Genomic DNA, 22,983 nt, shown 5'->3' with positions numbered 1-22,983 from the left:
GCAAATTATCTATAAAAGGCATTGAAAAAATAAGGATAAAAAAATGTTAATCAGCCGTATGTATGTTTTTTACCCCTATTCTGTACTCATGTAAACGGGTATTTTGCTAATTTTATTTTGAATGCAAAATGATTGAAGTTCCAGACCTTCAATCAATCATTCGATATCAGATTTAAACGGTTATATCCGTTTGAATACTTTTTAATTTACCTCCCTTAGTCTTTTAATATCTAAAAGAAGATGTTACGTTTTGCATTGGACAATATAAATTCCTTTTAGAATTTCGTGTTTAAGGAAAAAGAGATAATTAATCAAAATAGATAAAAAGCCCTATAGATGAATAACTTTTGCCCAATCCATTTCTTATTATTAAGTATTATTTTTTTATGTTCTCCTGGTATAATTTCCCATTCTCTTCTTTATAGCTTTTAAAATTGATAACACGGCTTAACTGGTATTTAGCAATAAATAATTTAAGATACTATTTAAAATTTTAATCACTCACTTTAACCAACTAATTATGAAAAAAAATTCAATGTCAACAAATGTAAAATGTAAAAATAAATTGACAAGATTACTATTTCTGATCTTTTTAATTCTGATATACTCTCAAAGTTATGGACAGATTAAGCTAGAGAAGGAAGTGAAAATCACAGATCAAGCACTTCATTTTAATGGTAAAAAAGTTAGTCGGAATTCTCCGAATAATGGACCTGCTTACGACTATTTTTTTGGGTCCCGAATTTCAGCTCACGGGGATTGTATAAAAAAATTCAAAAATTTCATTTTTACAACATGGTATAAAGGGGGGAAACATAACAGAAGAGTTATGTTATCAAGATATAATACAAAAACAGGGAAGATAAAAACTATAGAATTTCCTCATAGGCACACTGGTCTTAATGGTAATTGGTGGATAGGTGAATCGCATAACACTATTGCGGTTGGTATTAGCCCTAAAGACGGTACGATTCATATGTTATACGACATGCATTCTTACAGTAATGGTGGAGCTTTTAAAAATGATTATTTTAGATATGCGTATTCAAAGAAAAATGCAGCTACAGTTTCTGATGCTAATTTTAAGCTAAATCTTTTTGTTAAAGACGGAGCAAATGATTATACCCATGTTAGTCTTAACGGATCTCCAGACCCTCAGCAATTCCAAGATCTTACTTATCCCAAATTTTTTCTGAATGATAATGGAGATTTACTAATGCATATGAGACGTGGAGGTAATGATAATGGAGCTTATGTTTTTTCAAAATATACGGCGTCAACATCAAAATGGAGTAAATTACAACAATTCAATAAACTTAACGCTAAAAAGCATGGTCAACCATATAACTGGGGTCTTTATGGAAGTATGAAGTATGTAAATGGTAAACTACGTGTTGGTTTCCAGAGAAGAAGTGAGAATAAAAATGATAAATACGAATATCAAAACGGATTTTATTATGGTTATTCTGATGATCAAACAGGAAAAAGCAAGTGGAAAGATCATAAAGGAAAATCAGTGAATATTCCTTTTGCCAATGCAGATTTATTAAAAGTATCAGAACCTGGCAATCTTGTTTCAGCGACAGGGAAAAATGAAGTTAGTATTGTTCAAGGTTTTGACTGGACGGTTACGGATCGTGGCGATGTTCATATAATTGGGAAAGTAAAGGACAAAAAAAATAATGTAATTAAAAATGTTCATACATATAAACCTGTTGGTAAGCCGAATTTTATTACTTCGACTGATTTTTCTGGAGCAGATCAATTATATACTTACAAGAATGACATTTATATCATAGGTCTTGAAAAGGATAGAATATATGTGGAAAAAGCTACAGGTGGTAAAAATAATTTCAAGAGAGTTTATTCGCCAAAAACTGGTAAAAAATTTAGACATGGAGTACCTTATATAGTAGATGGTAAATTATATTATTATATGATGGAAAAGAAAAGCGGTGATAAACAACCACTTTATTTACAGATTATTGATTTAGATTTACAAGAAGGGGATGAGGATAATAGACCTATTGTGTCAATTACAAATCCATCGCGAAATAATCAAGAATTTACATTAGGAAAAACTATTACTTTAAAGGCAAATGCCACCGATCCTGACAGTAATCTTGATTATGTAAATTTTAAAATAAATGGTACTTTTTTTAAGCAAGATAGAAACCGGCCATTTGCCGTAAGTTGGAAACCTTCGAAACCAGGTGTATACACTATAGGAGTAAGAGCTTTTGATAAAAAAGGATTGTATAGGGAAGTTTCGAGAAAAGTAATTATAACAGGAAGAGGTGATATAAATTCAACCTGTTCCTTTAAAATGTCTATAGACAAGGGATTAGGAGCAATGGATAAGGTAACATATTCCAATGTTCATGTGTTAGGAGACAACGGACCTAAATTAGGGAACTTCAGAAAATTTACGATCAATTGGGTACCAGATAGTAATGGTTTATATCAATTTGCTATTAATACGAATAATGGATCTCCGGATTGGTATGTAGATTTTAAAGATTCTATGAGCTTTCAATTGCAGAATTCAAATCCTGAAGTTACCTTAAGGAATACAGGTTTTGATGGGTTAGACGGTGCTTATTGGGTAGCTAGAGATGGTGAAAATCTTGCATTGGTTTCTAAGTCTGGGAACTATACGATTTATTTCAGTAATTCGGCAACTGCTCCGAATTGTGATAGATTAAACCCAGAAACAGATTTTATAAAGATTAAAGCATTTCCTAATCCAGTTTTGGATTCCTATTTATCAGTTACAGGGATGATGTCTGAAGAATTGAAAACACTTCAAATAATAAGTGTAGATGGTAGAGTTGTAAAAGAAATTACTACTAAAAATGAGGCAGAAACTATTGATGTTTCAGAACTACCAACAGGATCCTATTTCTTAGTTGTTAAATCAGTCAGATTTAAAGAATCAATATTAGTAGTGAAAAAATAAAATTAAAGTTTATCTAGGATGCTTCGAACCAACGGAAGCATCCTAGTTTTTTAAATTTTAAAAAGTATTTTATGAAATCTTTATTTATAAAAATACAAAGGTCTAAGGTTAATTGATCCAAAACAATGAATCATTGGATAGGAATTATTCTTAATCTTAATAGATAAAGTATGTTGTTTTTGCGTAAATTATCTATAAAAGGTATTGAAAAAATTAGAATAAAAAACTGGTAATCAGTTGACTGTATATTTTTTACCCCTATTCTGTACTCATGTAAACAGCTATTTTTACTAATTTTACATCGGTTGCAAAATGATTGAAGTTCCAGACCTTCAATCAATCATTCGATATCAGATTTAAACGGTTATATTCGTTTGAATACTTTTTAATTTACCTCCCTTAGTCTTTTAATATCTAAAAGAAGACGATGCGTTTTGCATTGGACAAAATAAATTCTTTTTAGAATTTACTGTTCAAGAAAAATAGAGATAATTGATATTAAAATAACTACTAAGTCCCAAAAAATGAAAACCTACACAAATTCGTTAACATCACGAATAATTACATTATTATTTACGTTTCTATCGCTCATAGAGTTTGCCCAAGCACAGGTGCATCAAGCCAAGCTGAATAGTATTAATTGTAATACTCTCGATTGTATTTTGGAAGCAATGACAAATGCTGCTCCTGGAGATGAGATTATTATAGCTTCTGGAACCTACGTTGCTCCTGATAAATTTAATAATCAAGGAAAGGCTTCTAGATTTGCTTCTTCTAATGATGGTACTTCATCAAACCCAATAATATTAAGAGGAGAAAACCCTGCTAATCCACCAATTCTAAAAGGTCCTGATGGAATTTATGATGGATATGCACTTCATATATTAGGTGATTATTGGCAGATTAAAGACATTATTTTTGAAGAAGGTTCTAAGGGAATTGTCTTTGATAATGCCAATTATGGTGTTATTGAAAATGTAACAGTGCGAGAACTAGGAGAAGAAGGAATTCATTTAAGAGACGGATCTAGTTTTAACCTAGTTAAAAATTGTAAAGTCTACAATGTCGGTATTAAAAAACCGGGTATTGGAGAGGGATTGTATGTAGGATCTGATAAAAATCAACATGCAGGACCTGATGATGAAAATGACAATAGTAAGTATGATCCGGATTGTAATAATAATACGATCGAAGGTTGTATCGTAGGGCCGAATGTAACTGCAGAAGGCGTAGATGTAAAAGAAGGAACAAAAAACACGATCATACGAGATTGTGTGTTTTCTGCAGAAGGAATCTCTGGTGAGAATAGTGCAGATGCATTTATAGACCTTAAGGGAGCTTATGGTTTTGTGTATAATAACACGTTCAATCTAGACGGATCTACTATTATTAATGCAGGAATTGATTTTTTAGATCGCGGTACTAATTATAACACGGGATTTAGAAATGCAATATTTAATAATACATTTAATCTAGAAAGTAGAGGAGATGAAATCCCAACAGCTAGGAAAAAGCAAGGCGACCCTTCAGAAATTCATGTATGGGATAATGTTAGAAATCCAAATACTCCAGATTTTCCAATTAGCGATGGCAGTTTAAACCATATCACACAATCTTGCCCTAGCTGGAATATAGAACCATGTGATGGAACACAGAACCAAGCTCCGGTAGTTTCATTTGTGAATCCAACCACAAATTTAACCGTTTTACTGGGCTATGATGCGCTAACTGTAGAGGTCAACGCAACGGATCCAGATGGTAGTATTTCTGATGTAAAACTTTATATAGATAATGCATTAGTAAGACAAATAAACCAACCTCCGTACCAATGGGGGATTGGTGAGAATGCAAACGAATTAGTAGGACTTTCTTTAGGAATTTATACAATAAAAGCTGAGGCTACAGATAATGAAGGGAAAATTAGTGATGTAGAATTTACAGTAACAGTTCGAGATGAGAATACTGGTGGCGATGGAGATTGTTCGTTTGGAACACCAATAGCTACTGGCTTACCAACCTTCGATAATGCCTCTTTTGATCATGCTCACGTTTTAGGGCAAGGACCTGATGTAAGTAATATTAGTCGACTAAGAATTTCTTGGAATTTGGAAGAAAATAAATTAGATAGATTTGATATGAATACTTCAGATGGAGTACCAGAATTTTATATGAATCTTAAAGATGTTGTTAGTTATGAGTTTAATACATCGCAGCCAGAACTTACCATAAGTAACTCGAATCTTGCTGGATGGGATGGTTCATATTGGGTTACAAAAGATGGAGACAATTTTGTTATGGTTTCTAAAAGTAACGGATTTACAATCTATTTCAATAATGCTGTGGAAAGTCCAGAGTGCGAATCAACCTTATCGAATCCTGATTTTTCAGAAAGAGAATTACAAGTCACGATCTACCCTAATCCAGTTAATCAAAAATACTTGCATATAGTAGCCGTTTCGAAGGAGGAAAAAACTGTTGAAGTAATAGATCTTCTTGGGAAAAGAATTATATCTCAAAAGTTGGATACTAATGATCTTAAAGTAGATGTTTCTAGCTTGCATCAAGGAACTTATATTCTTTTAATCAAATCAGACAACAATAAAGAATCTTTATTTTTTGTAAAGAAATAGTAGCTCATTTTAGAAGTAACCAATCTAAAACCACAGAAACGTAATTTCATTACATAGTAATTACAAAAGATCTTAAAACCAACTAAAAACTTATTATGAAAACACCGAACCTACACAAAATTTGGAAGTATAAGATCATCATTATTTTCCTTCTAATATGCACTGGAATTAGAGCTCAAGACTGTAATAATTCACAATTAGTCCTAGATCAGGATTTTAGCCAATACAATGGAGAAAACCAATTATATACCAGAAGTATGGCTGACAATGATTTTCCAAACTTAGGAGGAAGAACCTCAGGAGGAAACGTTAGAGGTCTTAGTAATGATTTTCCACAAAGAAATCGAGTAATTAATGGTGAGTTACGTGCGGAGTTTACGAAGGATGATGCTAGTGGTAGAACTGGAGGTTTTGTATTCGATAGTAGTTTTGATGGTGTCGAAGAAGCAGTATTGCAATATCGTGTAAAATTTGCATATGACTTTGTTTGGGCTACAGGAGGAAAACTTCCAGGTTTAGGAGGAGCTTCTACTCCGAATGGGTCTCAACCTGCCGGTTGTACACAAAATCAAAACACCATTGAGAACGCATTTTCTTGTCGACTAATGTGGCGTTCCAATACGGCGCATACACAACCACCTTATCTTATTGTGTACGATTATTTGCCTAATAGGGAAACAAGATGTGGAGGAAATACACGTCTTGGAGATTTAAAACTAGAACGAAATACCTGGTACACCATAAAGCAATATCTAAAATTGAATACACCTGGTCAGGAAAATGGTGTTTTGAAGATGTATATCGATGGAGAATTATTAGTGGATTTAGATGATGTTATGTTTCGATTATCAGGAAAAGGAAGTGTTAAAATTAATTCAGTTGTAATGCATACCTATAGAGGTGGAAATCGTTCAGATGATTGGTGGCAATCGCCTCAGGATGATTATGTATACTTTGATGATTTTAAAGTATGGACTAACTGTTCTGATGCTACAGATAATGGAGAGAACCAGTTACCAGTGATATCTTTTAATGAACCAACTTCTCAGACAGTTACTTTAGAAGAAGGGAATAATCTTATGGTAAATGTAGCAGCGAGTGATCCCGATGGAACTATTGAGAACGTAAAGTTATATATGGATAACGTAGAAATACGAGAAGAGGTAAATCCTCCTTACGAATGGGGACATCGAGATGATCTAGATGAGCAATTAAAAAACTTAGCTGCTGGCACATACCAAATGAAAGCCGTAGCTACCGATAATCGAGGAGGTACAAGTGAGATTTCTTTTGAGCTAGTGGTAGAAGAAAATGTGTTGTCAGTAGACGAGTTTGATGCATCTGATTTAAAGATTAAAATATATCCAAATCCTGCTGATAATATAATCTTTATAGAGAATGAAGGAAATACTACACAAGCTATTCAGATTAAAATAAATGATGTAAGCGGAAGAACGGTTAAAACGATTACTTCTAATAGTTCTGTAATAGAAATAAATACAAGTGCATTAAGTTCTGGAATGTTTTTGATGACGGTAAAAAGTGGAAAATTGAGTACATCCAAACTTTTGGTAAAAAAATAATTTGAGATAAGAAACTTATGGTACAGATAAAATCAAGGAGCACTTCTGAATTTTTATGTCTAAAGATCATGGTCATAAACGTTGTATTTTTACTTTCAATCAATAGTTTAAAAGCGCAGGTTTTATGGTATGGAGATCCTGACAAGAGTGTTAATTCTAGCTTTAGAAGGTTTGATTCAGGAAATGCTGGTGATGATTGCAGTAATCAATCTAATAATAATTCTTCGGCATCTACAGTAAATGATTCTGAATATGGAAAGGTCTGGAGGATACAGAAACCCACTGGTCAAAAAAGAGGTGAATTTGCCAGAACTACTGGTACTGCAAATAATTATGAACCCGAAGAAGGGGATTTTGTCTATTACGGGTGGCGATGGAAAATAGAGTCTACACCCAATATTACAAGTGGTATAGCCGTTTGGCAATGGAAAACAGATGCAGGAGACCAGAACAATACACAGAATTACCCTTTAAACATGGGATATGGAAATGGTACGTTGACTTTTAGTGCTTGGGGTCCATGTTTTCCTAGTTGGAATTCCTGTAGTGGATCGATCAGCAAACGGAAAACTACACTATGGAGCAAATCTATTCCAGAAAACACGTGGGTAAGTTTTGTAGTTGGTATAAAAATGTCTAGAAATGATGACATAGGTTACGTAGAGCTATGGTATAATGGACAAAAACAAACACTTTCAAATTCTGATTTTCAAGATTATCAAGTGGATATTTCCTCCGATGGTAAGCGAGCATTTCATAAGACATTTGATGGTAAAGTGGTATATCCAAAATGGGGATCGTATAATTCAAATGCCTGTAATTTTAACACGACTACTTATTATGATGAAATGAGAATCACTACTACTTTAGAATCAGCAATGCCATCTGGATCGGATTCTGGAGAGAATCAATTACCAGTAGTATCATTTAGTACACCAACTTCCCCAACAATAACAGTAGATGAAGGTCATAATCTAATAGTAAATGTAGATGCTAGTGATCCCGATGGAACTATTCAGAATGTAAAGTTATATATGGATAATGTGGAAATACGAGAAGAAGTAAATCCACCTTACGAATGGGGACATCGAGATGATCTGGACGAGCAACTGAAAAACTTAGCTGCTGGCACATACCAAATAAAAGCAGTAGCTATCGATAATCGTGGAGGTACAAGTGAAACTACTTTTGAGTTGGTGGTAGAAGAAAATGTATTATCTACTCCTGATTTTTCAATAGAAAAACCAATGACTGTGTATCCTATTCCAGTTGTTGATCTTTTAACTATAGAAATCCCAAAAGCAGAAATTTCTAATGTTACCATATATGATTTACAGGGAAAAGAGTTATTTCAATCAGTTTTAGATAAAGAATCTAAAGAAAATTTTTCTTTAGATTTTTCTAAGTTTTCTAAAGGGGTTTATTTTCTAAGAGCACAACATGAAGGTAAAAACATACAGACTATTAAAGTACTTAAAAAGTAGATTGTTCACTTCGCACTGATGGGGATTAAGAAGTGTAAAATAATCAGAGGGTTTCTTTGTAAAAGGTTTGTAGATTTTTAATAAAATATCGTTCACTATGAATCACTTAAAACCAATTATTATAGTGTTTTCTGTTTTACTTATTTGTACTAATAATTTCCTAATAGCACAAGTAAGCTTAGAAAAACATGAAGATCTGAATCAAAACGCTTTGAAGTTTTGGTATGCGGATCCTGATCAACCAGCAGCACGTTTCAACAGAAATATTTCACCTAAAGGGGATTGTTTGCAATTCGTAAATGGGTATCTGTTTTTGACCTGGTATAAAGGAGGAATGCAAAACAGAAATTTAATGTTATCCAGACTTCATTTAGAATCTAATACATGGGCTACCATACAATTTCCTGATAAGGTTAGTCTGTATAGTTCTGGTGAAGGAAATTCTCACCGAGTTGCATCATTAGGAGTTTCTCCAATTGATGGAACGATTCATCTAATGTATGATATGCATGCTAGTGAATTAAAATATAGATTCTCAGAAAAGAATATCGCTTTTGCGCCAGATTCGGACTTTACATTAGATAAGTTTTCATCCAGAAGAAATTATTTTAAACCAGGAAATGTAATATCCAGATTTACGTATCCCAATACGGAAGTAAATCAGAATGGTGAATTAATTGTAGAGTACCGTTTAGGAACATCTAGACAAGGAGATAAGTATATTATCCTGTACGATGGAAATTCTTGGTCGGATACCCAATTAGTAATGAGAGGAAACAACGAAAATCCTGAATTTAATCAATATGGAGGATTTAGATATTTTTTTGATCAATTGTATTTAGGATGTTCTGTTCGTATAAAAGGAGACGATGTCGAGTTTAATAAAGGATTTTACTATGCGGCGATTGGAAATAATGGATTGGGAGATACTTGGGAAAATCTCAATGGGCAAAACATTTCTACACCAATTGAAGGACTTACAGAGATGAATAAATTTAAAATTGCAGACCCTTTACCAAATGGAAGCAATGGCATGACTAGTGCTCCCAATTTTGTGGTTTCTAAGAATAAAGCAATTCATTTTACAAATAGAATACCTGGACAAGGAACCGTTCACTACTATACAAAACCGAATTCTAATGAAGTGATCAAAGCTTCAGGAGGTTCTCCACCTGTTAATTTTCCTGGGGATGATGGAAGAGTATATAGCATAGAGGTAAAGACTAATGGAAAAATTCAACTAAGAAGTACCAAAGAAGGTGAAAGTAATTGGCGAACTGATTATACATGGTCCGGAAATGAAGAATTTGATCAAATGGTATATGAGTATGCAAATGGGTATTTACATATTATTGCATCTGAAGAAAGAAATAGTGATCAGTTACCACTGCATTATTTAAAATTGAAACTGGAATCGGTAGATATTCCCAATGAATTACCTATGCTTTCTTTTGTAACACCTACGGAAGATATCGTGTTACAAGAAGGGTATGCTAGTTTTGAAGTAACGGTTGATGCATCTGATACAGATGGAAGTATAAGTGATGTTCAATTATATATTGACAATGATTTTATAAGACAGGAAGTAAATCCACCATATACTTGGGGACAAGGAAATCTCACTGATGAATTATTAGGGTTGTCAGTAGGAGAGCATACTATAAAAGCAATTGCTACTGATAATGATGGTGGAGTATCAGAAATTTCATTCATATTCATTGTAGAACAGCAGATACTTTCTATTGATGAGTTTGAAGAAGTAGAACAAAATGTCAAGATTTATCCAAACCCTGTTAAAGAAAATAAATTAAATATTATCGGTCTTTCGCAAAAGAATATGGTGTTAGAAGTGTATGATGTATTTGGAAAAAAAGTATTCACTCGATCCACCTCTGAAGAAAGTACAATATTAGATCTTTCTGAATTGAGTGCTGGTTTGTATGTCCTTCATATTTCAAGTAATGTAGAGCAAATCAATAAAGTGTTTGTAAAAAAATAAATGCCAAAAAATGTCTGATAATTTCGATTATGATCGATTAACACAAACAACTAAATTATTACGTTTAATAATGATAAAAAAATCTTTAAAGTATATTGAAATTTAAATATTAAATAATTGTTTATCAGTATTTTGTGGTTTTTTAAAGAAAGATTCAATAAAGATAATAGACAATATATTTATTAGTTTAGCTTTATACTTATTAGAGAAGTTCCAGACCTTTTCTAGAATAAAAAAGAGAGTAATTATTAAGAAAAAGTTCATAGAAAAAAGAACTTTCATAGAAGGCTCAAGTTTTCTTTTTTTGATATAACTCTAAATAGATAAACGAATGTAGTTCGTTTAATATTTAAATATTTTCTTCCCTTAGATCTTTAAATATTTATTCGTTTTAGCGCATCAGTATTTGTACTGAAAATCCTGTGTATAACAAGGATTAAAAAAGATATGTCATCGATTCATTTGTAATTGAAGACATTAAAAGAATGTAAAGAAGAATAGTATGAAAGTATTTCTATGATCAAAAGTAAATGTACATCATTACTCAGTTTTTTCGAGTGATGAGGTATATCTATAGGATATAAGTCTAATAATAAAGCTCTCAATTAACCGAAATACTCTTATTAAAGAACCTTTTAAATTAACCTAACACAAACTCACAATGAAAAATCGTAAACGCACAACAAGGTATAAGCACCTGTACACCTTGTTTATAATGATGTTATTATGTATGGGAATAAGTAATGGTTTTGCTAATACACCAACGAATACTAAACCCAAAAAAGTATCTTCTTCTTATGATTGTGTTCCACCAACAACTAGCTTAGCAACTATTAGCCCTGTACAATCAGGTTTCTGGAATCAAGGATCTACGTGGCCTAATGGTATTGCTCCCACATCAAATGATGATGTTGTAGTGCCTCCAGGTATAGATTTAGTTATGGTAGGAACTTGTAGAGCAAGAAACATTAATGTACAAGGGAAATTAAGTGCTGTTAATTGGCAAGCTGGAGGAGCGTGGATCGATCTAGAAGCGCGAAGCATTATGGTTGCCAATGGCGGTTATATGGAAGTTGGAACTGAAGCACAACCTTATCATGCTAGTAGAAATGCTAATGGAATTAGTTGTCAGATCACACTTACGGGTACCAAAGTAGTCAATGCAGCTGCATCTTATAAAGCCATTATGGTTATGGGTGGTGGTCGTCTAGAATTACATGGAAAGAAAAGAATGAGTTGGACAAATATTGCAACTACAGCTAATCAAGGAGCGCAGCAAATTACACTTAAAGAAGCTGTAGACTGGGAAGTAGGAGATCAAATTGCATTAACTGCTACAGGATTAGCAAGCTCTCAGTCGAAAGCTTGGAATAATGTTGACGAAGCACGGATTACTGCCATTAGCGGAAATAGAAGAACACTTACATTAGCATCCCCACTACAATTTACACATATCGGTGGATCTAGGACATACACAAGAGCGCGAGATGGTAAGACCTGGGATGTTAATATTCAGGCTGAAGTTGGTTTGCTTACACATTATATCAAGATTCAAGGTAAAATGGATGCTAACAATGAGCAAACTGGATTTGGAGGACATATTATGCTAATGAAGAATTCTATCGCTCATGCAGAAAACGTTGAATTGTATAAAATGGGTCAAAAAGGAGTTTTAGGAAGATACCCGTTTCATTGGCATTTAAATGAAGATAAGGCACAAGGAAGTTATTTTAGAAATAGTAGTGTACATAAATCTTTCAACAGAGCTGTAACCATTCATGGTACCGATTATGTAACTGTAGACGGAATATTTGCCTATGATCAAATAGGGCACGGAATCTTTTTAGAAGATGGTGCAGAACGTTTTAACACCATTAAGAATAATGTAGTTTTTGTAACAAGAAGGCCAAAACCAGGAGAACAATTAACACCTTCAGATAATGAAGCAAACGAACCCCAAAATAGAACTCCAGCTTCTTATTGGATTACGAATCCGAATAATTACTTCGAGAATAATATAGCTGCAGGTACAGAAGGGACAGGATTTTGGTTTGCTTTTCCAGAAAGGCCGATGTTTGATTCTGGAAACTTAGCCTATTATCAGGGTTTAAATCCTTCAAAAGAACCTTTAGGAAGTTTTGATGGTTTCGTAGCGCATACTTGTATGACCGGTTGGGACGTTTTTGACAGATTAAACCCTAATCATTCTTTAAAAAAGAATTTTGGATGGGATGTAAACACCAGACAATTAATTAAAGATGGTCTGATGTACGGAAATGATCAGGCATTATACAGTGGATTGGGAGTAGGAGGTACTAATGAGAATACAGTTTTTTATAATTGTGCTTTTAGTGATAATAAAACAGTTTCTATGCTTGCTGGAGATCTAACTATAGAAAATAGTTTGTTTAATGTAGATACAGATCTTGGAGTATTCAATGGAGTACGAGAATTCTTTAGGTTTTATGATGGGCCAGGAAGGCATATCGATTGTCATTTTGAAGGATGGAATCGATCTAATGCAGAAATGATTAAGCAAATTACAGGAGGAGGAGCCACAGAGAATTTTAACCCTACGTTCCGTGGAACTACAAAAGGGTTTTCAGAACCATTCCCATTTAGATTTTTTCCTTTACCAAATACAGATAATACTCGCGCCAGAAAAGTGGGACAGTTCTTCAAAGACTATGATGGAGGATTCACAGGAAAAGCAAATACAACGCTTATTAGAGATATAGCCTTCCTCAGAGATGGACACGAATACAGACATCCTTCTTGGAGAAATGCTGCGAGATCTGATTATTTCTTCGCTGGATTATGGCTTGCAGGGATTAATTCCAGTGGAACACGAATATCAGTAGTCCGTTCGAAACCTGGAACAGAAAATGTTTGTTTCTATGAATCTGGAAATGCATCTTCAGGAACGTATAAGTTTCCAACTATTGTTAATGAAGGCTTTAGGTATACCTATTATCTAGATAGAGCACCATCAAATAAAAGCATTCATCTCATTTGGAATAGAGGAGATGCTGGAGATTTAGGATTTGTAGTTTTTAAGGGACTTGGAAAACTAGGTAATTTTAGAGTAAGAGGACATAATTTTAATTTACCACGTCTAAATTCTATATCAGCAGTAGAAAATGCTACAGATAATGCTTATTTCATTGAGGGTAATGGGGATGTATATCTTAAACTTAGAAATTTAGGAGGTGATGATAGATCTAATATTTTCTTCAATTGGGATAATAATGGAAGTTTTCAACCAGCAGCCCTACCTTGTACCACGAATGATCTAGATGGAGTAACTGCAATGGATAGTGATGGTGATGGAAGGCCAGATATTGTAGAAACAGATACTTGTGGGAACCCAAATAATGCCTCCGATTTAAATTTTGAGTTTAGCAATACGGATGAGAGTTTTCAACGATTTAATACAGCTGCGGCAAATACAAGTAGTGATCAATTTTGGTTAATTAGAGCAGATAACTCCAATGATCCTTATATCGTAAGGAATGGCTTAAAATTTAGTGGGAATCAAGTGCCACAATTAAAAATCAGAACAAAATCAGAAGCTGCGGGTACTTTCCAATTATTCTGGGCAACTACGGATCAACCTAATTTCGTTGCTGCTAGATCAGTAACCGTTGCTCCTCAAGCAACAAATGTATTCGAAGAACTTGTCTTTGATATGAGTAATCTTAATACATGGATGGGAAAAACAATTACCAAAATTCGTTTGGATTTTCCACCAGATGCTTCTGCGCCTAGACATACTTGGATAGATTATATACATGGACCCGATGCCTCCAATGCTCCATGTAATAATACTCCAGAGATAACTTTCACGAGTCCATCAAATGACCAGTTTATAGCAGGAGATGATATTGGTGTTGTAGTTGGGGTTACCAATGGAAATATTGCTAACATCAGACTTTATCTAAATGATATTTTGGTACGACAAGAAAATGCAGCTCCGTACGAATGGGGAAGTGCGAATCCAGGTGCTAATGATACTGCCTTATTAAATTTAGTAGCTGGAACCTATGAGTTAAAAGCAGTAGCGACAGCTACAAACGGTACAAGTACTACGGAAATTAAGACGATTACTGTAATTGATCTAACATGTGATATTATACCATATGTAAATATCAATAATACGGGTTGGGAATCTGTAGATATGGCTAGTGCTAATGTAGGTGATACGGTTTGGTTTGGTCCTCAATCTGAAGAATTTGGACCCACATCAAACGGTTGGTCCTGGATAGGTCCAAATAATTTTAGTCATAATGATAGAGGATTGTTATTGTCGAATGTTCAGTTAGATCAAGCAGGTACATATATCGTAACGAATATTGATGTGAATGGTTGTACGGCCTCAAAAAGTTTCACGCTTAATGTTGAGGAAGATGTAAGTGTGATTGCTATTCCTGGAAATTTCGAAGCTGAAGCTTACACTAATATATCTGGAAGTGTAAGAATAGAAAATACACCAGGTGGAGGAGAGAATCTTGGGTTCATTCTTAATGGGAACTATACTGAATATGAGATTGATGTAGCCGATTCTGGAATGTATGAAATTACTGCTTTTGCTTCTAGCGCTACAGAAGGAGGTAGTATCCAAATTTATACTAATAATACATTGAAAGGAACAATTCAAATTCCAAGTAATGCAAATTGGCATTCATATCAAGCCTACACCAGTTCTATAGCGATGTCTAGCGGGATTCAAACATTACGATTATCATATACTGGAGGAGGCAATTACTTATTTAATGTAGATAGAGTTGAAGTTACAAAACCAACTCAGATAGAAACTACTACCACATTATCAGTAATACATGATGCTTATCTAGATAATGGTATCCGTTTTAATAATAACATGGTGAGACTAGAAAATGGAAGACGTACCGGATATTTAATGTTTGATACATCTGGAATTAATGGAGAGATAGTAAGTGCCGAATTAGAATTTGAAGTATTTGGAGATGCTGGTAATGGAGGAGTTATTATTCAGGAAGGTACACATAGTAATTGGACAGAGGCAAATCTTTCCAATCAGAATAAACCAACTAAGAAATCACAGACAATAGGATCGAGAACAGGTACTTATACCATTGGCTCTACGATCACGGTGCCACTAGAACTTTCTAAGACTAATAGTAATAGAGTAAGTCTAATACTAGAAATGAATGGAGGAAATGATTTTGCTTTTGGATCTAAAGAAAATGGAACAACTGGAGCTCCAAAATTGGTAATTACGTATTTAGATAATAAAAACCCTGAAGGAACACAACAAGGCACACCTGTGTTATATCCGAATCCAGTGAGAAACATTCTAAGTATGTCTCAAGCAAATTTTACTAAAATCGTAAAAGTATATGATATGCTTGGAGCAGAAAAAATGAATGTTTCTTTGGGGGAAAACGAGAATGAACTTGATTTAGGTCGATTATCCAAAGGAATATATATGGTACGAATTATTGATCTAAATAATCGTAGAGCAGAACCCATGTTATATAAAGTTGTTAAGTCGGATTAGTAAAAGTGAATGTAGCCTTTGGACTATAATTCTATTAAAAAACCAAATCGCATATAAAGCGGTTTGGTTTTCTATACAAGGAATGTTATATCAATACGTTTAAATAGACCAATAAAATGTGAAAGTTTATAATGTAAGATCCATTAAATATCTCTTGGACTTAAACCAACCATTATTTACTAACTTATTAGAGGTAATATTATATGATAATTGTATCTCTATTATCTTTTGTCGAATAATATCTACTAAAACAAGAAAAAATAGTTTCAAGCATAGAAGAAATTCCAGACGTTTCTTCTTTAAACATGAATTTACATTGTATCACTTTATAGAATTTATTTAATACAGATCTTATTTGCAAGTCTTTCAATTGTATTAAGATCCTGATTAATTTTCTTTATCGTGAAGAAAACAGCTCAATTGTATTTGTTTTAATGTTCCTTCTCCTCTAGGATCTTTAACACTTTATTTTAAACATTAGATGTTTTCATTTTTTCAGGCTTCAATTAGTTGTCTGCAATATGATTGCATAGGATTTAATTGTCTATGACTTATTAATGTAAACAAAATATAAAATGCAAATATGGTCTCATATGCATATATGAAGATTATCAAATAAAACAATATAATTCTTTTAACCACTAAAATTAAACTAACTAATGAAAAAGCGTAAATACATACCAAAAAAACAACGTTTTTGTACGTTTGTTATAATGATGTTTTTGTTCGTGGGAATTGGCAATCTTTTTGCTCATACTCCTAGAAAGAATACCATTAAAAAGGTGACATCTTCTTATGATTGTCTACCTCCTTTAAATTTAGCTACCATACAACCAATACAATCTGGAGCATGGAATCAAGATAGTACCTGGCAAAATGGTATACGACCAACTTCAGGTGATGATGTGGTAGTACCTGAAGGAATGACACTAACACTAATTGGAAATTGTAATGCCAGAAGTATTAGAGTAAACGGAACTTTAAGAGCTTATAACCATCAAACTCAGGGAACCTGGTTTAACTTAACGACTAAGTATATCATGGTAATGGGGCAAAATGCATTAATGGAAATTGGCACAAAGGATCAACCCTATATCAGTACAGAAGGTGGTGTTATTACCTTAACTGGAACCAATAGAAATGAATTAATTCCAGGAACTTCTGTTAACTCTAAGGCTATTATGGTAATGGGTGGTGCTACTATGAATTTACATGGTAATCCAAAAAAGTCTTGGGTAAAAATAGGTACCCAAACACCTGTTGGTTCTACGTCAATTACGCTGGCAGAAGTGGTTGATTGGGAAGTAGGTGATACAGTAGTTATCACGTCTAACAGATTAAATCCTGAGGAAGCAGAAGAAAGAACTATAACTGGGGTCTCTGCTAATGGAAGAACAATTTCATTTGCACAAGGGTTACAATACCCTAGAATGGGAGAGTTACAAATGTATTCTAATGGATCCAGAAGTTGGACAATGGATACAAGAGTTGAAGTAGGGTTGTTAAGTAGAAATATTACCATACAAGGTGGTAATGATACTACAGACGCCAATCGATATGGTGCGCATGTTATGATTATGAATGGATCTGTTGGAAACGCTGATAATGTTGAATTCTTCAGAATGGGACAAGGAGGAACCTTAGCTAGATATCCTTGGCACTGGCACTTATTAGGGGAGTCTGGTACAGGACAGTATATCAGCAACTGTAGTATTCGAAAAAGTTACAACAGAGCAATTACAGTTCATGGTACTTGGGGTACTTTAGTGAATAATAATGTTGCGTATGACCATAGAGGGCATGGAATCTTTTTGGAAGATGGCTCAGAGATTAATAATGTGTTTTCAAATAATCTGGTCTTGCTATCGAGAAAACCGCTTGCTCAGGATAAATTATTAGATTCTGATTTTGATTTTTCTCAGAACCAAAATGCTTCTCCTTCTGCTTTTTGGATTACCAATCCCGACAACACCTTTATTAATAATATCGTTGCAGGTACAGAGGGTACGGCCTATTGGTTCGCTTTTCCTGATAAACCCACAGGCTTATCTGAAAGTTTACCTTCTCTTGCAAATCTAAGACCACGTCAAACCGAATTTGGTGAATTTTCTGGAAATACTGTCCATAGTACGTTTTCAGGATTTGATATTAATGATGCACTTACAAATAATCATAGCCTAAGAACTAATGTTGGGTTCAGCATCAATAATCCATTTATTGTAAGAGATTTTACGGCCTTTAGTAATAACTTAAATATATATGCTGGTATTGGTAGTGTTTTAGAAGATATCATTTTTGAAAATGCGACCTTATCTGATGCACGATTTCATACGATGGTAGCTACCAGATTAACGGTTCAAAATTCATTACTTATATCTGATACAGGTAATGGCATCTTCTCCTCAAACCAGCAAAAATCCCTAAACCTTTTGTATGATGGTGCGATCAGAATGTATGATTCCCATTTGGTAAATTGGAATAGATCTGACAGCTCTATATTTGATAATAACGGAGCAGGATCTAAATTCTCTAATCACTTATTGCGCGGTATCACCTATAATCACCAAGGAACTGCAAACGTGAACATTGCTCATCAACATAGGCCTCCTACAACAAATTCTGCTAATTGTATGCAAACTTGGAGTAATGTTATTAGAGATTTGGACGGCTCTGTAACACGTACAGGTGTACCAAGTACATTACTTAGTCAAAACGGTTTTATGTTACTTGATGGTTCCTACCAGCCTTATAACTGGAATGGACTTCATAGTACTCCAGAATCTTTTGTGACGATGAGGGTAGGTAACGATGTAAACAGCACCATTACTAGAAAGAAGGAGGGATGTGGTATCTCTAAATCTATTCAAATGAACCCTTGTGCAGTAGGTCCTAATTCGAATTTTCACTTGACAGTTGATGATGCTCAAAACAAATACGAGCAATCTATATACTACAATAGTCTTGTTGGCAATAATATGGAAATAAAAATGTATAATGATCAGTTAGCCGGTAGAGAAGTAACCGTTCGTTTTAAAGGTTTTGGAAACCTGAATGGAATAAGAATGGATGGAATAACTCAGAGTGGTAACCTTGCTGCTGTGAGAAATTCTAACACTACAGCTTATACAAGAAATAACGGTGATTTATATATAAAGTTTGTACTAAGTAACGAACTGAGATATACTCAGTACATGGTTAGATGGAATTCAGGTAATTTACCTAATTTTAATATCTATAATTCGGAACCTGATTTGATGAATGCCTACGTTACCACATCTAATCAATCAGGTTGTAATGCAAGAGCTACTTTTCATATTGCTAACAATCCCAATCGTACGAACCTAGAAATAAGTTTAGACGGAGGAAAAACTTATTCCCAAACGATTAATGATAATGTAGGTAATAGAAGTTTTAATAACGTTCCAGTCGGTACTTTGATTTATGCAAGATGGGCTGGACAATCCTGTGGTATACCTGTTGGTATGGTAAGGAATAATAATAAAAATGCTGATTGTGACAGCAATATTCCGGTAGAAAACAATCCACCATCTGTAAGTTTTCAAAGTCCAAGTAGTGATCAGTTTGATGAAGGAGCGGATTTAGGCGTAGTAGTTAATGCATCAGATAATGATGGTGCTATAACTAATGTTATATTATATATCAATGACGTTTTAGTACGACAAGAAAATGGAGCTCCTTATGAGTGGGGAACTGCAAATGCAGGTAATGAAGATCCTTTATTACTCAACTTGTCTGCTGGTAATTATACCTTAAGAGCAGTAGCAACTGATAATAGTGGTGCAAGCACTACCATTACGAAAACTATTTACGTTTCAGGAGAAAATCAATCCCCAGTAGTAACTTTTACAAGTCCTGTGAATACATCATTTGACGTGGGAGAAAATCTTGGTGTAGTGATTGATGCGTCTGATAGTGATGGTTCTATTGCTAATGTTAGATTATATATCAATGATGAATTTGTGCGTCAGGAAAATGTAGTTCCTTACGAATGGGGTATAGCAAATGCAGGTAACGAAGATCCTTTATTACTGAACTTGGCGGTTGGAAGCTATACGTTAAGAGCGGTAGCTACAGATAACAGTGGAACTACAGCAACTGCTATAAAGAGCATTACCATAGTGGATTCAAATACCGATCCCGATCCTGATACAGGTTGTGTGGTATCAAGTCTTAAATTCGATTTTAACGGAACTGATGAAGGTTTTATAAGACAAAATATTGCCGCGCACAATACCTCAAATGATATGTATTGGTTATTACGATCGGATTATTCTAACGATCCATACATTATCAAAAATGGGTTAAGTTTTCAAGGAAATCAAGTACCCAAATTCCGTGTTAGAGCTAAATCAGAAGCAAGTGGTATGTTTCAATTATTTTGGACTACAATAGATCAACCTAATTTTGCACAAGCACGTTCAGTGATAGTAGCACCACAAACTACCAATGTGTATGAGGAACTGATCTTTGACATGAGTGGTTTCAACACATGGATGGGAAAAACAATAACAGCGATACGTTTGGATTTTCCTCCTGATGTAGCTGCTCCTAGACATACATTTATTGATTATATCCATGGAGCATCATACGAACCATGTGATGACAGTGATAATCCTACTGAGGGAAATACAATCGTTCATATACGTAAGCGCAATGCTATCAATTTCGCCCTGGACGGTGGGAATGGTGGTGCTCCTAATAATAACGTGTTTTTATATGCTGCCAATCCAAATAATGTAAACCAGCAATGGATAGAAATTGATCGTGGGAATGGCTATTATTCATACCAAAAAGTAAATACTGACTTATGTATGGATGGAGGAAATAACGGAGCATTACGTCAAAACATAATTCTATGGAACTGTCAAAATAACAATCAGAATCAGCATTGGAGAAAGGTGAAGATCTCTGGGGATATGTATCGTTTGGAAAAACGAAACTCTAGTGGATTCTCAATAGATGGAGATTTTGGAGGAGCTAATGGAAGGGCTACCTATCTATGGGCTAACAGTAATAGTAATCAAAATCAACATTGGATTTTTGAGGTGTTAGATGAGGATAAAACCCCAATAGAAGATGAGGAGTTGAGACTTTACCCTAATCCAGTTCAGAACACCTTATTTATCTCTGGAAATACAGCTGGGAAAGTAGTTACAGTATATGACGTATTAGGAGCTGTTAAAATTAAAAAGGAGTTAACAGAAGGAGAAAATATTATTTCTATGGAACCTTTTTCTGCTGGGCTATATTTAGTTAAAATAATAGATTTTGATAATAGTTCAAATACTAAAACTTTTAAAGTTGCTAAAAAATAGGTTGTTTCTCTTAAATAAATAATAGATGATTAGAATTATTGATCTAAAGAATTCCAATGCTACAATAAAGTGGTAAAACAGATGAATAGAATGATAACGGACCTCTTTGTAATTTGCAAAGAGGTCCATTACTTTATAAAAAGTGTACAATTAGGTTTAAAGATCGAATGCTTGTGGTAACCATAGACTTAATTCTGGTATATAGGTGATCATTACCAGAACAAGTATCATAATAAGAAATAGGGGCATTAAAGGCCTAATTACTTTCTGAATACTTAATTCTGCAACACTACATCCTACAAAAAGAACAGAGCCAACGGGAGGCGTACATAGCCCAATACATAGATTTAGTATCATGACAATGCCAAAATGAATAGGATTCATTCCTAAATCGGTTACAATAGGTAAAAATATTGGTGTAAAAATTAGTACTGCTGGAGTCATATCCATAAATACTCCAACAAACAATAAAATAAGATTGATAAGGATTAATATAACAATCGGATTATCACTAAAAGAAAGCAATGTATTACTAATTTCCTGTGGAATATTTTCATAAGACATTACCCAAGACATAGCAATGGAAGTAGCAATTAATAATAATACAATTGATGAGGTTTTAATCGTTTCTAGTAATATCAATGGAATACTTTTAAATGTAATTTCCTTGTAAACCAATGCTAAAATAAACGTATAGATCACTGCAATTGCAGATGCTTCGGTAGCTGTAAAAATCCCAGCAACAATACCTCCAATAACTACTACTAATAATAAAAGGCTGGGTAATGCATCTAAAAATCTCTTGAAAAAAGTAGAAATACTGACTAATTTTTCAGTGGGATATTTTTTGATAATCGAATAAATTCCTGCCACTAACATTAGGGCAAAGCCAATTAGTAATCCAGGGATATATCCAGCTACAAATAAAGCAGCTATAGAAACTCCACCGCTGGCAAGTGAATATATGATTAATACATTACTTGGTGGAATTAATAAACCTGTCGTAGAACTTGTGATATTCACTGCAGCACTAAAAGATTTGTCATATCCTTCTTTTTCCATCATTGGATTCATAAACCCTCCAATAGCAGAAGCTGCTGCTACCGCAGAACCAGAAATGGCACCAAAAAGCATACATGCAAATATATTTACAAAGGCTAATCCACCAGGTAAAGGTCCTACAATCGCTTTTGCAAAATTAATAAGCCTTACCGCAATACCTCCTCTGTTCATAATTTGTCCAGCTAATATAAAGAACGGGATGGCAGAGAGAGTAAAACTATCTAACGATGTTGCCATGCGCTGTGCTAATGTAGTAACCGATGGCATAAAAGGCATTGCAACAATTAAGGTAAATAATCCAGAAAGCCCAATGGCATATGCTACAGGCACGCGAATAGATAGTAGCACCAGAAAACTTAGTGTTAGGATTAAAACTTCAGTATAATTCATA

The 22,983-nt window shown here is 34.1% G+C and carries 8 protein-coding genes; 7 read left to right on the top strand and 1 reads right to left on the bottom strand.

All coding sequences use genetic code 11. From position 1 onward, the window contains the following. Positions 1–520: 520 nt before the first annotated feature. The 7 genes from ACWNT5_RS02815 to ACWNT5_RS02785 all read left to right on the top strand — a co-directional run bounded on the left by ACWNT5_RS02815 (position 521) and on the right by ACWNT5_RS02785 (position 21,530). Positions 521–2,959 (top strand): BNR-4 repeat-containing protein, encoded by a 2,439-nt coding sequence (locus tag ACWNT5_RS02815; protein WP_456516547.1) that lies wholly within the window; start codon positions 521–523, stop codon positions 2,957–2,959. A gap of 524 nt (positions 2,960–3,483) precedes the next feature. Then, positions 3,484–5,589 carry a T9SS type A sorting domain-containing protein gene (locus ACWNT5_RS02810; protein ID WP_456516546.1) on the top strand — a complete coding sequence of 702 codons (2,106 nt, stop codon included), beginning with the start codon at positions 3,484–3,486 and terminating at the stop codon, positions 5,587–5,589. Between the two features lie 95 nt (positions 5,590–5,684). Next, positions 5,685–7,172 carry a polysaccharide lyase gene (locus tag ACWNT5_RS02805; RefSeq protein ID WP_456516545.1) on the top strand — a complete coding sequence of 496 codons (1,488 nt, stop codon included), beginning with the start codon at positions 5,685–5,687 and terminating at the stop codon, positions 7,170–7,172. Between the two features lie 68 nt (positions 7,173–7,240). Then, positions 7,241–8,656 (top strand): T9SS type A sorting domain-containing protein, encoded by a 1,416-nt coding sequence (locus tag ACWNT5_RS02800; RefSeq protein ID WP_456516544.1) that lies wholly within the window; start codon positions 7,241–7,243, stop codon positions 8,654–8,656. A gap of 97 nt (positions 8,657–8,753) precedes the next feature. Beyond that, a complete protein-coding gene (locus tag ACWNT5_RS02795; RefSeq protein ID WP_456516543.1) occupies positions 8,754–10,655 on the top strand; it encodes a BNR-4 repeat-containing protein in 1,902 nt (633 codons plus the stop codon). A 715-nt stretch (positions 10,656–11,370) separates the two neighbouring features. After that, positions 11,371–16,194 (top strand): carbohydrate-binding protein, encoded by a 4,824-nt coding sequence (locus ACWNT5_RS02790; protein WP_456516542.1) that lies wholly within the window; start codon positions 11,371–11,373, stop codon positions 16,192–16,194. Positions 16,195–16,853: 659 nt separating this feature from the next. After that, entirely contained in the window at positions 16,854–21,530 is a 4,677-nt protein-coding gene (locus ACWNT5_RS02785) for an Ig-like domain-containing protein (protein ID WP_456516541.1), read from the top strand. A gap of 156 nt (positions 21,531–21,686) precedes the next feature. On the opposite strand, the gene ACWNT5_RS02780 is transcribed toward ACWNT5_RS02785, so the two are convergent. Beyond that, positions 21,687–22,982, bottom strand: a complete 1,296-nt coding sequence (locus tag ACWNT5_RS02780) for a TRAP transporter large permease (RefSeq protein WP_456516540.1) — start codon at positions 22,980–22,982, stop codon at positions 21,687–21,689. Position 22,983 lies beyond the last annotated feature (1 nt).

This window comes from Aquimarina sp. 433, assembly GCF_054054605.1.
This window is presented reverse-complemented; position numbering and strand designations above follow the sequence as displayed.

Excerpts from the sequence above, each read along its gene's own strand:
- ACWNT5_RS02815 (WP_456516547.1), top strand. The coding sequence starts at position 521 with ATGAAAAAAAATTCAATGTCAACAAATGTAAAATGTAAAAATAAATTG.
- ACWNT5_RS02810 (WP_456516546.1), top strand. The coding sequence starts at position 3,484 with ATGAAAACCTACACAAATTCGTTAACATCACGAATAATTACATTATTA.
- ACWNT5_RS02805 (WP_456516545.1), top strand. The coding sequence starts at position 5,685 with ATGAAAACACCGAACCTACACAAAATTTGGAAGTATAAGATCATCATT.
- ACWNT5_RS02800 (WP_456516544.1), top strand. The coding sequence starts at position 7,241 with ATGGTCATAAACGTTGTATTTTTACTTTCAATCAATAGTTTAAAAGCG.
- ACWNT5_RS02795 (WP_456516543.1), top strand. The coding sequence starts at position 8,754 with ATGAATCACTTAAAACCAATTATTATAGTGTTTTCTGTTTTACTTATT.
- ACWNT5_RS02790 (WP_456516542.1), top strand. The coding sequence starts at position 11,371 with ATGATGTTATTATGTATGGGAATAAGTAATGGTTTTGCTAATACACCA.
- ACWNT5_RS02785 (WP_456516541.1), top strand. The coding sequence starts at position 16,854 with ATGAAAAAGCGTAAATACATACCAAAAAAACAACGTTTTTGTACGTTT.
- ACWNT5_RS02780 (WP_456516540.1), bottom strand. The coding sequence starts at position 22,982 with ATGAATTATACTGAAGTTTTAATCCTAACACTAAGTTTTCTGGTGCTA.